The following is a 12,759-nucleotide window of genomic DNA, read 5'->3' as shown; positions in this document are numbered from 1 at the left end:
AACAAAAAAATCCCTCTTCCAATTAGAAAGAGGAACCTCGATAAGCGGACAGCGTCATGTAATTCATAAAGCTGGTTGCCTTCAGCGATAAAATATCGTTAACCAGCTGATGCAGCTGCGGAACGCCGTGTTTCTCATATTTATGACTAATACAATTCCACACATCCTTACTGGTTACATGCTCATATCCTACCAACCGAAGTTCCTCAGCCTTACTGCAGCATAACAGCTCGATGGCTTCTTCAAGCTCCTGTCCATCCATTTCTTCAATTGTGGAATCCATCTGCTTCAGTCCTCCTTTAGACCTTCCATAATCCTTTATTCGTCTTATACCCGCTATACTCCTGCCTGATTCAGGATTAGAAGGCTGTTATATTCAGGAAATATCATAATTGGCAAACTTCCTAGTCATGAGATGGGACAGGTTTGGCATATCCATTTATTAAGAGCCAGTCCATCAGACACAGGAAATCGTATTAACCCAGGGGAAGAGGGAAATCCATTTATGAAAAAACAAACATTCATCCAAGGAACCATGATTCTACTTGCAGCCGGCATTATCAATCGTATCCTTGGATTTATTCCCCGTATCGTACTGCCCAGAGTCATTGGAGCTGAGGGGGTTGGTCTATACCAGCAAGGCTATCCATTTTTTATCGTCATTGTAACTTTGATTACTGGGGGCCTTCCCTTAGCGATTGCCAAGCTAGTTGCTGAAGCGGAATCGTTAGGCAATAACGGCACATCCGAAAAAATTCTTCGAGTCAGTCTTTTGTTCACATTGTCGCTGGGCGTATTATTCACTACCTTATGTATTATCTTTGCACCATGGGTAACGAGCACCATTCTAACGGATGAGCGAGTATATCATACCTTTGTGAGCATGACCCCCATGATTCTCATCATCGCAGTTTCGTCCGTGTACAGAGGATATTTCCAAGGTAAGCAGAACATGATTCCCTCTGCTGCTTCATCCATTGCCGAGACGCTCATGAGAATATTATGTGTGCTGTGGTTCTCCTATCTTCTGCTCCCTCGGGGTATCGAATATGCGGCAGCAGGAGCCATGCTGGGCGCGGTCGCAGGTGAACTGATCGGTATGATTGTGCTCCTCTGGCAGCATGAGAAGCACAGGAAAACAGGGAAATCCTTACCCTCTCTCCCTTCTTCGGCACCCACTAAACAGAGTCAGGGGCAACAAAAATCAATCTTCAAAAAACTGATGGCCATCTCCATTCCCGTTACAGCCGGGCGCCTAGTAGGTTCATTGTCTTACTTAATGGAGACCATCGTTACGGCTCAAAGTCTCGCTCTTGCAGGGCTGACCAAGGCATTGGCTACAGCACAATATGGAGCACTTCAAGGAATGGTCATCCCTCTGCTGCTGCTGCCAGGTGCGCTCACATCATCACTGGCGACATCCCTCGTGCCTTCCTTATCCGAGGCAGCCGCAAGAAAAGATTATAAAACCATTCATAAGAGACTACATCAATCTCTCAGACTTGCGCTCGTTACCGGGGGACCCTTTGCCGTCGTGATGTTTGTGCTCGCAGAACCTCTATGCCGGCTGCTATACGACGATGGCTCCATTGCCAACATGCTCAAGACCATGACTCCTTTTGCTCTGTTCATCTATGTACAGGCACCACTTCAGGCAGCATTACAAGCTTTAGATCGGCCAGGAAGAGCACTCATTAACACCACAATCGGTGCTGTTATCAAGATCACCCTTATCCTTACGCTGGCTTCAAGACCTGAATATGGCATATACGGAGCCGTCATCGCTATTTGTGTTAACTCTCTCATCGTCACTCTGCTGCACGGCCAAAGTTTGAGACAACTGCTTGGTTTTCGTTTTCGCTGGCTTGATCTTATTAAAGTGGCCGCAGGTATGGTAATTATGGCCGGGCTAACACAGTATTTATTCCTTCATCTGCCCTGGACCCATTTATCCTTCTTACAATTTATAGTTTCCAGCTTCATAGGTCTTATCGCTTATTTAGCAGTGATGGCAGCCTGCCGATTAATTGATCTGCACGATTTATCCCGTGTTCCTTTTATCGGCTCATGGATATCACCACGTAAATAGTTTGCTGCATATTTTCAATTATTTTTTAGAGCTGTCTTTTTTAGCATTCACGTAAATCTCGCCCTTATGATCAATCGAGCATAGAAAAACTTCTTTGAAATCTTTTATACCGTGCTCTTGGATTTGATTCTTCAGCCAGAAGCGGTTTTTCTGAATCATATCCAGATTCGCATCCTGCACCTTCCCATCCATAATAAGTGGAAGCGGCAGTGCCTCGTATCGGATATTCGTCAGATTAATACTGTTCTGATCCAACTCTTCAGCAGCTTCGCTCATATGCGAAAACAGGCTTTTCTGCGACTGCTTGTGTCGCTCATCCGGCTTCTTCTCTTTTGGAATGACGGACAGCTTACCTGTTGTCTCTAGAATGGCAAACTGTAATTCATCGATATTATCAACATTCTGCTCACGCAATTGCAGCATGAGATCATCGAGATTATAACGCTGTCTCTTCATCTCATCACGCTGCAGTTTCCCATTCGACACGAGAATGACCGGTTTACCATCGACAGCAAGACGAAACCATCTGCTCTTGAGCCCGAGGAGCGCGAGACTAACCTGCAGAATAATGAGGGTTATTATCGGCACGATGCCTTCATATAGAGGTCTTTCCACATCCTCTATCGCGAAGACGGCAATCTCTGCAAGCATGATGGATATGACCAAATCAAAAACAGACAGCTTTCCTATCTCTCTCTTGCCCATCAAACGAATTGCAAAAGCAGCAATACAGTACATGAGCACAGTACGCAGTATATGTAGCACGACATGATCGATCATGATCCAGGCCTCCCTGTAGCTTTGGGTCAAATGTGGACATTGGTAATGGATAGGTTGACCGAAGTTCATGAGTGCCATTCCATTTAATTAATGGAAAATGAGTTCTTAAGCCGTATAGCTTGGCCATAGAATGTATTAATTACAGCCGATCAAGGAGGTTTCCTGTATGGATTTCGTACGCCGCGTATTTTCCATTCGTATTCACAGCCCGCTGCTCTCAGGATTGATTACTGCTTTTATCTGGATGTTTGTTGGTGCCCTGGTATTGTCTCTCTTTCTGTGGCTGACGGGTATGCGAGAGCAAGACTTATCCTTCTATACCTATTTAGTTCATTCCATTGCCCTTTTGTTTGGAGGGTTTGCTGCAGGAAAAAAATCAGGAGAACGCGGATGGTATCATGGTGGTATTACAGGAGCTGTCTACGGTCTTCTCGTCTTTGTTATCGGATTTCTCGCACTTAATTCTTCGATTCAACTATATGATTTGCTGCAATGGGCAATTGCATTTATCGTCTCTGCCTTGGGCGGCATATTCGGTGTCAATGTAAAAAGATGATCTCAAAAAAAGGACTCCTGAATGGAGTCCTTTCTCACTTCTTTAGCTTTAGAGGCAATGCTCAGTCCTGTTAAGGACATCATATCACTCTTTTCTAAGGCAGAAGCTTATGCTGTTTCTTCGCTTTCTCTAGGAACGACGGAGCTGATGCTGCTGCGGTTAAATGTCAATTTAGTGACATCGTTTACACGCAATACGATCGTATCGTCCGTTACTTCTGTAATTACACCGTGAAGTCCGCCGATGGTTACGACCTTATCTCCCTTTTTCAAGGAGTTCAGCAAATTTCTATGTTCTTTTTGTCTTTTTTGCTGCGGTCTGATCAGAAGAAAATAGAACACCGCAAACATAAGTACCATCATAATGATGAGCTGAAGACCGCCACCGCCTGCTGCTTGTAATGGAGCATTTATCATCTGTTTTCCCCCCTTTCACAAATTCACATACCTTATCATCAAGTACCGCTTATAAGCTACATTCCCCTGATTTAAAACCCTTTGTCATTATCATGAAGTCCATATTGCTCAAAGAACTCATCACGGAAATCTAGCAGACGGTCATCCATGATCGCCTGACGCACTTTCTTCATTAAATTCAATAAGAAATGCAGGTTATGATACGTTGTAAGACGCAAGCCAAACGTTTCGTCTGCCTTAATTAAGTGTCGTAGATATGCTCTGGAGTAATTCCGGCATGTATAGCAATCGCATTCAGGATCAAGCGGACTGAAGTCACGGGCATACTTCGCATTACGAACCACTAGTCTGCCTTGACTGGTCATTGTTGTTCCATTACGTGCAATACGAGTAGGAAGTACACAATCAAACATATCCACGCCTCGGATGGCTCCCTCAATCAATGCATCCGGAGAACCTACCCCCATCAAATAACGCGGCTTGTCTGCCGGAAGCAATGGGACTGTATAGTCCAAAACTTGGTACATCAAATGTTTGGGCTCGCCCACACTGAGTCCACCAATAGCATACCCCGGGAAATCCATGGAAGTCAAATCCTGAGCGCTTAGTTTACGCAAATCTTCATGCATTCCACCCTGTATGATCGCGAATAATCCTTGGTCATGAGGTCTTGCATGACTCTCAAGACAGCGCTCTGCCCAGCGGCTCGTTCTTTCGAGTGATCTCTTGACATATTCATAGTCTGCAGGATAAGGAGGACATTCATCAAAAGCCATCATAATATCCGAGCCTAGAGAATTCTGAATCTCCATCGCAACCTCAGGAGAGAGGAATTTTTTATCTCCATTTAGATGCGAACGAAAGTGTACACCTTCCTCGGTGATTTTACGCATTTCACTCAAGGAAAACACTTGAAACCCACCGCTGTCCGTTAGGATAGGACGATCCCAGTTCATAAATTTATGCAGGCCCCCTGCTTCGCGCACGATATCGTGCCCTGGACGCAGGAATAGATGATAGGTATTGCTCAGTATAATCTGAGCCTCCATCTCTTTGAGCTCTTCTGGGCTCATTGTCTTAACTGTGGCTTGGGTTCCTACCGGCATAAAAATAGGAGTCTCAATCACACCATGCGGAGTATGAACTCGTCCCAGACGTGCGCCTGATTGTTTACAAGTTTTTATATGTTCATAAGTAATTGCTGCTGACATTTTATTATTCTCATCCTCTATCTTAGTAAATGAACATTGAATCTCCGAAGCTGAAGAAACGATATTCTTGATTTACTGCCTCTTTGTAGGCAGTCATGATGTTCTCAAGACCAGCAAGAGCACTCACCAGCATGACAAGTGTTGACTTAGGAAGGTGGAAGTTCGTAATTAAAGCATCTACAACCTTGAATTCATACCCAGGGTACATAAATATATCTGTCCAGCCACTGCTGGCTGTGAGCTCTTTACCTTCAAGCTGAGTTCCAACGGTTTCGAGAGTCCGGCAGCTTGTTGTTCCCACCGCGATAACGCGTCCCCCACGTTTTTTCGTCTCATTGATCAGATCTGCTGTTTCTTGATTCAAGGAGTAATATTCCGCATGCATGACATGCTCCTCTACGACATCGACCGACATGGGGCGAAACGTTCCAAGCCCTACATGAAGGGTAATAAATCCAATGGAGATCCCTTTGTCTTGAATTCTTGCAAGAAGCTCTTTAGTAAAGTGAAGTCCTGCTGTAGGAGCCGCTGCAGAGCCTTCATGCTTAGCATATACCGTCTGGTAGCGCTCTTTATCCTCCAGCTTCTCCTTAATATACGGAGGAAGTGGCATCTGCCCTAAGCGATCCAGTATTTCCTGGAAAATACCATCATAGCTAAAGCGAATAACTCGTCCACCCATATCACTCTCTTCCTCAATGGTAGCGGACAACTCTTCACCAAAACGGATGACGGCTCCCTTCTTCAGCTTTTTCCCCGGCTTAACGAGCGTTTCCCAGCGATCTTCCCCAAGATTATGCAGCAGGAGAACCTCTGCCTTGGCACCCGTGTCTTCTTTAATACCAAACAATCTGGCGGGTATAACCCTCGTATCATTAAGTATTAAGGTATCGCCTGGGTTAAGAAAATCTATGATATCCGTAAAAGTGTGGTGCTCCATCTCACCCGTCTCTTTATTGAGCGTAAGCAGCCGTGATGCACTGCGCTCTTTAAGCGGCGTTTGAGCAATCAGAGACTCGGGTAGTTCAAAATCATACATATCTACATTCATAAGTTCGTCATTCCTTAACAATAATTACATTCTGATAATAGTGTTTCAAAATAGACTGGTAATCATACCCTTCATCTGCCATTCCCTTGGCACCCCATTGAGACAAGCCCAATCCATGACCGTAGCCCTGTCCGTTAAATAGGAAGGATTGAGTCTTGCTTACAGCTCGCGCATCTCCCTCGCCATTCATAACGACCATTGAATTGCCTGAGTAGGATGAGGTTCCTGAAGCCGAAATGACATGAGCACCGCCGGAACCTTTTTTCTCCGCGGTTTGTCCATTTGCACCTAGTACAGTATAACTTCCGGTATCCGTAATATCAAACAATGTGCTTGGCAAGCTGCCAAATGCAGACCGATAAGCATCACCATATTTCACACCAAGCACCTGACCGTTCGCCTGTACTTCTAAAGCCCGGCCTGATGGCCCTCGTTCCGTAACTTCAAGGCTCGTGATCGAAGACGGTACAGCTGTGTTCACCTTCCCTTGCAGCATCGCAACGACCTCTGCGGAAGTGAAAGGACCTCTCATCCAGCTGAAGCTTCCCGATTCATTAACCTTACCCAGAACGACGACTTCGGTTCCCGGATTCAATTGAGCTATTGGGTTGACAGTCGATTGAATTAATGGAATTTTTCGCACATTCGTATTCTGAGCCGTTACTGTCAGCTTTGGAAGCCCTGCTGCCGTCGTGCCTTCCAGCAATTTGGTATTGTCTTCCCTTACGTAGCCTGTCTTGCCATCCGTAAGCAGCACATGATACCACTCGTATGTACCTTGCTGTGCTGCTTGGTCTCCAGGACTTGCCACACTAGCGAATAGGTTGCCGCCGCCGTTCCATACCTCCGAAGGATCAGCCGTTGTTCCGCCTGCATTAGAGGAGAAGATGGCTTCAATAATCTTGCCGCCGCTCTTCAGGACTTCACCTGCTGTCGCATTAACGGCCTGTGTAACACGCTCATGCTCTGCTCCGATCCCGTTATAGGCCTGACTAAGTGTCGTATCTACAACATTGGCTATTGTAAATCGATTGCCCTGATATAGAGCATAGCTCCGTGCAGCAACAGCCTGGGCTTTCAATGTCTCTTCCGGCCAGGAGGTATACACCTCTGTTCCCACGACAGAGTAGAGATATTGCTCAAGCGGCAGCTCATTAACCAATGCCAATTGACCGTTATAGGTGCTAATCTCAAAATCACCACGATAGGTTCTCGCTGATCGTTCCGTAACGCGAATACCTGCATCTCCTCCGTCCAGCACGAGCTTAGCATCATTTCCACTGACGATATAATGATCCCGCGCCGCTGGTGAAGCAAGGTTCAGCGTAGTATCCTCACGAATTATAATTGCCTTGGTATTTGGAGAGACCGGAGTCACGGTAAGCTGGGGCAGCTGCTGTTTTACTGCTTTTTCCACTGAAGTGAGCAGTGCATCTGTCGTCTCTTCACCGATCCAAACTGCATATTCAGGAGCTCCTGTACCCGTAGCTTGCAGCACAGTATACGCATCCAATCCTTCAGCCGTAATTGTGCTGCGTACCTTGTCAGCTGCCGCCTTGGAAGCATAGACACCGACAGAGCTATGTTTACTTCCCTTCACCGCAGGCTTTTGTCCATTTAACAGAGTGCTGTTATTCTGGGCTATACGTGAAGAAGCCGCTTCAGCCAGACTCAGCGTATTATAATTTCCTGCATATACCTGATACACGGTCTTACCGCTCTTAGAAGCAGAATACATTATCGGTTTGTCAGCTGTGCTCTGCAGAGCCTTAGTGATCGCTGCCGCTTTGGCAAACTCATTGGTTTCGAATACTTTCACACGATATCCGTCAACGCTGAATCGAACCTCGTCAGCATTTGAAAGTGTGATCCATGCTTCATATCCGTTACTGCCTATTATTCCAGCAGACCCATTACCTGCTGTTTGCATGGTAACTGCCGGCGTGGTTGACTTATACGTGCTGCCTAGATCAGCAAACATGGCAACACGAATCGTATCAACTTCCGATGCATCAGCATATGACGGCATGTAAAGACTTCCTGCTACCACTGCCGCTGCTACAGCGAGCTTCGCCCCCTGTAACCAATGCAGACGACGCTCGCTCGACTTTGTTCTTCGGTACATTTAGTTATTCTCCTCCCCCATGTTGGTGCAAAAGACTCCCTCTCCATTGCATAATGTTCATATCGTTTCTCTGGCTGTACAATTATACCTGTAGATTTGTTCTACTTATCCAACACTTTGAGCATCATTTGATATAAGATATGCAGCAGAAATACATGGCCAGTTCTCCAGCAGCGGGGCATTATTGCCTATGAACATGTCTTACTCTAGGTCAAACTCTTACTTATCTGTTGGCATGGGAATACCAAGATGTTCGTATGCCGCAGGTGTTACCACTCTGCCTCTAGGTGTCCTTTGAAGAAATCCAATCTGAAGCAGATAAGGCTCGTAGACATCTTCAATGGTCTGACTTTCTTCACCTATTGTTGCTGCAATCGTATCCAGTCCGACAGGCCCGCCCCGGAAGCTCACAACCATCGACTTCAGCATCTTATAATCTATATCGTCAAGTCCACGCGGATCAATTTGCAATCTTTTTAAAGCTTCCTCTGCCAAAGCAGAAGTAATGATTCCATCTCCCCGCACCATAGCAAAATCACGCACACGCTTCAGCAATCTGTTCGCAATTCGAGGCGTTCCTCTTGAACGAAGTGCAATCTCTTCGGCAGCATCGCCAACAATCTCAATACCGAGCAAATCCGCTGTACGAGATACAATGTAAGTCAGCTCGTCCACGGTATAGAACTCAAGACGACTGATTACTCCGAAACGATCTCGTAACGGTGCTGATAGCAGTCCTGCTCGTGTAGTAGCACCTACCAATGTAAACGGAGGAAGATCCAGTCGCACAGAACGCGCACTCGGTCCTTTTCCGATCATAATATCAAGAGCAAAATCCTCCATAGCCGGATACAGCACTTCTTCTACGGAACGATGCAATCGGTGAATTTCATCGATAAAGAGAACGTCCCCTTCCTGCAGATTGGTTAAGAGCGCAGCCAGATCACCCGGCCGTTCAATGGCAGGTCCTGAGGTTGTCCGAAGGTTAACACCCAGCTCATTCGCGATAATGTTGGATAATGTCGTTTTGCCAAGACCCGGAGGTCCGTACAATAGCACATGATCCAGCGCCTCGTTACGCATCTTGGCAGCTTCAATGTATACCTTCAGGTTCTCTTTGACCTGATCTTGCCCTATATACTCATTTAAATAGCGGGGACGCAGACTTAGCTCCACCGCGTGATCTTCCATCATCAGATTGGCGGATATAATCCGTTCATCCATATTTATCCCTCTATTCTGCTTCAAGCATTAACAAGCGGAGATATCCCGCTTTTTTTATCCAGTAAACAACATTTTGAGTGCCTTTTTCATCAAAAGATCTGCTGTATCCTCAGCAGTTGTCTCATTCTTCATCTTGAGCCATACCTTATCCAGCTCGCTGTCTGTATATCCAAGTGCCTTCAAGCCTTCACGTGCCTCTGACCAGTAGGAGCCATCCCCTTCTTCCGCCACATTCGGTGCGAATAGACCGGTAGCATACATGGCACCTCCAAATCCGTCAAGCTTGTCCTTCAGGTCAAGTATCATCCGCTGAGCCGTCTTTTTACCGATACCCGGCAGCTTCGTAAGAAACGTAATATTCTCCTGATGAATGGCCGCGATCAGCTGATCTGGTGTACCTCCAGTTAGGATGCCCAGTGCTACCCGCGGACCAATCCCGGAGACTTCAATTAATTTACGAAAAAGCTGCTGCTCCTCACGCGTAGAAAAACCGTATAACAGCATTGCGTCCTCTCTCACATGATGATGAGTATACACCGTTACAGCAGTTCCTTCCTGCTTAGCAAAAACAAAAGGGTTCGGGCAAAAAATCTGATAGCCGATTCCTTGAACATCGATGACCACATAATCATTTTCAATCATGACAACAGGCCCTTTAATATAATCTATCATTTTCTCGTAACCTCATTTAACTTCGAATTTAGTGTATAGGAATGGGCATGACATATAGCCACAGCCAAGGCATCCGCGACATCATCCGGTTTAGGGACGGTCTGCAGCTTGAGATACATCCGAACCATCTCCTGAACCTGTTTCTTCTCTGCCTTACCGTAGCCAACGATAGCCTGCTTAACCTGCATCGGTGTGTACTCAGCTATAGGCAGTCCCCTCTGCGTAGCCGCAAGCACCAGCACTCCCCTCGCTTGACTTACTGACATCGCTGTAGTTACATTTCGATTAAAAAACAATTTTTCCAGTGCAACTGCATCCGGCTTATATTTATCTATCAATTGGCACATAGCTTCATATACATGTAGTAGTCGTTCCTCATCAGGCGTGTGTGCCTCTGTCTGTATCGATCCGTATTGTACAGGTGTTAATTTGTTCCCTGTTTTATCCACGAAGCCAAACCCTACAATAGCTATCCCAGGGTCAATTCCTAAAAAGCGCAAAACCATCTCTCCTTAACATCTGCGAACATATGTATCGTTTAATCATTATATCAAATGTTCAAGGCATAGAACGAAAAAGTTTGCACTTCGACGAAAACTCCTACAATTTCGTGAAATTTCGAACATAACAAACACAAAAAAGGCAGTTTTCACTGCCCTCTCTTTCAATTAACTGCATATTAAATTATTCAGAAATATATTCATCTTACAATATTCCCGACTGGTGCAACTGCATAATCGCTAAAAGTCGATAAAACACTGTTGTATTCATCAACATCCTGAATGCGAATTCCTTTGTGGAGCTGCTCTAGGACTCCCTCTGGGAGAGAGGATTCCATCGTCCCTACATCCAGCTGAAAAAAAGTACGAATGACCTTCTCTTCATCAGGTTCACCTTGGTACAGTATCAAATTCCCATTAGGGTCTACTCCCATAAATGCATTTTCTCTGCATTCTGGAGATAGATCATGAATCTGTTCATTCAGTATAAGTCGGTCCTGTTCCAAGCGACCGCTCCAATCGGGATGCTGCTTAATCATGGAGACCATTTCAGCGGTATCAAATATTCCCAGAGATATGGTCTCCACGCCACAAATATAACTCTTCTCCAAGGCGACTTCTCTTACCTGCTCTGTACCTTCAAGCTTGTTGATAAGCACTTCCTGTGAGGGGTCAGACTCTTTCATAAACGTCATATGATTCCCAATGACCTCCACACTGTCCGGCATAGTCAATAAAGACTGCAATGTTTGTGATAACGGAAGCCCTCCGATAGCCATAGCCGCGAGAAGCAAACACATGGTAAGCGTCCAGAAAGTTCGTTTAAGTCGTTTGAATCGTTTATCTTTATCTTTTCGTCGAAAAAAAATCAATGGAATCCCCTTCTATCACACTTTTTTGTTAAGTGTGACCGGAATTCAATAAATATATACAAAAAAGGTTACCGCCTAAGCGATAACCTATTTATGAATCGGGATGACACGATTTGAACATGCGACCCCCTGGTCCCAAACCAGGTGCTCTACCAAGCTGAGCTACATCCCGATAAATAATGCCGGTGAAGGGACTCGAACCCCCACGGTTTCCCTCACGATTTTGAGTCGCGCGCGTCTGCCAATTCCGCCACACCGGCCTATTTTGTAAAAAAAAGAAAAAGCGGAAGACGGGAATCGAACCCGCGACCCTCGCCTTGGCAAGGCGATGCTCTACCGCTGAGCCACTTCCGCTTAATAGGATGCGCGTGGAGGGACTTGAACCCCCACGTCAAAGACGCTAGATCCTAAGTCTAGTGCGTCTGCCAATTCCGCCACACGCGCATATATATGGAGAGTCATATCGACTCGAACCAACTACTTATCAAAGATTTAAATGGCGGAACTGACGGGATTCGAACCCGCGATCTCCTGCGTGACAGGCAGGCATGTTAGGCCTCTACACCACAGTTCCACGTAAATCAATTGCGGGGGCAGGATTTGAACCTGCGACCTTCGGGTTATGAGCCCGACGAGCTACCGAGCTGCTCCACCCCGCGATATTAAGAATGGAGACTGAGGGGATCGAACCCCCGACCCTCTGCTTGTAAGGCAGATGCTCTCCCAGCTGAGCTAAGTCTCCATTATGTAAAGTTTAAAAGAAAGTGACCCGTAGGGGATTCGAACCCCTGTTACCTCCGTGAAAGGGAGGTGTCTTAACCCCTTGACCAACGGGCCGCTGGCTCCCCGAACAGGACTCGAACCTGTGACAACTCGATTAACAGTCGAGTGCTCTACCAACTGAGCTATCAGGGAATATGTAATAAAATAATAGTTCAGCTTGGCGGCGTCCTACTCTCCCAGGACCCTGCGGTCCAAGTACCATCGGCGCTGGAGGGCTTAACGGTCGTGTTCGGGATGGGTACGTGTGGAACCCCTCCGCTATCGCCACCAAACATGATTTTTGCGCTGTGATATCTTCGGCGAATCATCACCAGCAAAATATCAATCCTTAAAAAGGACATGCAGCTTCAAATCTTTACAAGGAATTTACTCCCTGAAAACTAGATACGAAACAATATGCGATGTTAGAATCTTTGTTTACCCGGTTTTGTTCCGGGCCCCGAGAAAGTATTCGGATTCACCTTCGAAGCATTCGCTTCA

The 12,759-nt window shown here is 46.0% G+C and carries 12 protein-coding genes, 9 tRNA genes and 1 rRNA gene; 2 read left to right on the top strand and 20 right to left on the bottom strand.

The features are described 5' to 3' along the window. Positions 1-22: 22 nt before the first annotated feature. On the bottom strand, positions 23-283 hold the full coding sequence (locus ACFSVM_RS21310) for a post-transcriptional regulator (protein ID WP_047913325.1): 261 nt from the start codon (positions 281-283) through the stop codon (positions 23-25). 222 nt (positions 284-505) lie between these two features. Between ACFSVM_RS21310 and spoVB the strand changes: the two genes are divergently transcribed. Beyond that, positions 506-2,089 (top strand): stage V sporulation protein B, encoded by a 1,584-nt coding sequence (gene spoVB / locus ACFSVM_RS21305; RefSeq protein WP_379264442.1) that lies wholly within the window; start codon positions 506-508, stop codon positions 2,087-2,089. An 18-nt stretch (positions 2,090-2,107) separates the two neighbouring features. On the opposite strand, the gene ACFSVM_RS21300 is transcribed toward spoVB, so the two are convergent. Beyond that, positions 2,108-2,869: a YetF domain-containing protein gene (locus tag ACFSVM_RS21300; RefSeq protein ID WP_379264440.1), complete on the bottom strand. Its 762-nt coding sequence runs from the start codon at positions 2,867-2,869 to the stop codon at positions 2,108-2,110. Between the two features lie 166 nt (positions 2,870-3,035). Between ACFSVM_RS21300 and ACFSVM_RS21295 the strand changes: the two genes are divergently transcribed. Next, positions 3,036-3,425, top strand: coding sequence for a TIGR04086 family membrane protein (locus ACFSVM_RS21295; RefSeq protein ID WP_047913328.1), 390 nt, complete (start codon positions 3,036-3,038; stop codon positions 3,423-3,425). Between the two features lie 107 nt (positions 3,426-3,532). On the opposite strand, the gene yajC is transcribed toward ACFSVM_RS21295, so the two are convergent. From yajC to rrf, 18 genes are all read right to left on the bottom strand, one after another. After that, on the bottom strand, positions 3,533-3,841 hold the full coding sequence (yajC, locus tag ACFSVM_RS21290; RefSeq protein WP_047913329.1) for a preprotein translocase subunit YajC: 309 nt from the start codon (positions 3,839-3,841) through the stop codon (positions 3,533-3,535). 71 nt (positions 3,842-3,912) lie between these two features. Further along, positions 3,913-5,052 (bottom strand): tRNA guanosine(34) transglycosylase Tgt, encoded by a 1,140-nt coding sequence (tgt, locus tag ACFSVM_RS21285; RefSeq protein ID WP_047913330.1) that lies wholly within the window; start codon positions 5,050-5,052, stop codon positions 3,913-3,915. Between the two features lie 22 nt (positions 5,053-5,074). Continuing rightward, a complete protein-coding gene (gene queA / locus ACFSVM_RS21280; protein WP_047913331.1) occupies positions 5,075-6,103 on the bottom strand; it encodes a tRNA preQ1(34) S-adenosylmethionine ribosyltransferase-isomerase QueA in 1,029 nt (342 codons plus the stop codon). Positions 6,104-6,110: 7 nt separating this feature from the next. Beyond that, positions 6,111-8,228: a SpoIID/LytB domain-containing protein gene (locus ACFSVM_RS21275; protein WP_379264436.1), complete on the bottom strand. Its 2,118-nt coding sequence runs from the start codon at positions 8,226-8,228 to the stop codon at positions 6,111-6,113. A gap of 219 nt (positions 8,229-8,447) precedes the next feature. After that, positions 8,448-9,452, bottom strand: coding sequence for a Holliday junction branch migration DNA helicase RuvB (gene ruvB, locus ACFSVM_RS21270; protein ID WP_047913332.1), 1,005 nt, complete (start codon positions 9,450-9,452; stop codon positions 8,448-8,450). Positions 9,453-9,506: 54 nt separating this feature from the next. After that, on the bottom strand, positions 9,507-10,124 hold the full coding sequence (gene ruvA, locus ACFSVM_RS21265; protein WP_047913333.1) for a Holliday junction branch migration protein RuvA: 618 nt from the start codon (positions 10,122-10,124) through the stop codon (positions 9,507-9,509). Continuing rightward, positions 10,121-10,624 (bottom strand): crossover junction endodeoxyribonuclease RuvC, encoded by a 504-nt coding sequence (ruvC, locus tag ACFSVM_RS21260; RefSeq protein WP_047913334.1) that lies wholly within the window; start codon positions 10,622-10,624, stop codon positions 10,121-10,123. Before ruvC ends, ruvA begins: the two co-directional genes overlap by 4 nt. A gap of 200 nt (positions 10,625-10,824) precedes the next feature. Then, positions 10,825-11,496, bottom strand: a complete 672-nt coding sequence (locus tag ACFSVM_RS21255; RefSeq protein WP_379264433.1) for a BofC C-terminal domain-containing protein — start codon at positions 11,494-11,496, stop codon at positions 10,825-10,827. A 98-nt stretch (positions 11,497-11,594) separates the two neighbouring features. Next, positions 11,595-11,668, bottom strand: a tRNA-Pro gene (locus ACFSVM_RS21250). A gap of 8 nt (positions 11,669-11,676) precedes the next feature. Continuing rightward, positions 11,677-11,756: transfer RNA gene (locus ACFSVM_RS21245), tRNA-Leu, on the bottom strand. A 22-nt stretch (positions 11,757-11,778) separates the two neighbouring features. Then, positions 11,779-11,850 (bottom strand) — tRNA-Gly (locus ACFSVM_RS21240). A gap of 9 nt (positions 11,851-11,859) precedes the next feature. Then, positions 11,860-11,940, bottom strand: a tRNA-Leu gene (locus ACFSVM_RS21235). A 53-nt stretch (positions 11,941-11,993) separates the two neighbouring features. Beyond that, positions 11,994-12,070, bottom strand: a tRNA-Asp gene (locus tag ACFSVM_RS21230). A gap of 11 nt (positions 12,071-12,081) precedes the next feature. Continuing rightward, positions 12,082-12,155: transfer RNA gene (locus tag ACFSVM_RS21225), tRNA-Met, on the bottom strand. A 10-nt stretch (positions 12,156-12,165) separates the two neighbouring features. Continuing rightward, positions 12,166-12,238 (bottom strand) — tRNA-Val (locus ACFSVM_RS21220). 23 nt (positions 12,239-12,261) lie between these two features. After that, positions 12,262-12,333, bottom strand: a tRNA-Glu gene (locus tag ACFSVM_RS21215). A 2-nt stretch (positions 12,334-12,335) separates the two neighbouring features. Next, positions 12,336-12,411 (bottom strand) — tRNA-Asn (locus tag ACFSVM_RS21210). Between the two features lie 23 nt (positions 12,412-12,434). Further along, a 5S ribosomal RNA gene (gene rrf, locus ACFSVM_RS21205) occupies positions 12,435-12,551 on the bottom strand. Positions 12,552-12,759: the final 208 nt, after the last annotated feature.

This window comes from Paenibacillus shunpengii (assembly GCF_042684905.1).
Taxonomy (GTDB): Bacteria; Bacillota; Bacilli; order Paenibacillales; family Paenibacillaceae; genus Paenibacillus; species Paenibacillus shunpengii.
Note: the sequence above shows the minus strand (reverse complement) of the source record. Positions and strands in the feature narration are given on the sequence as shown.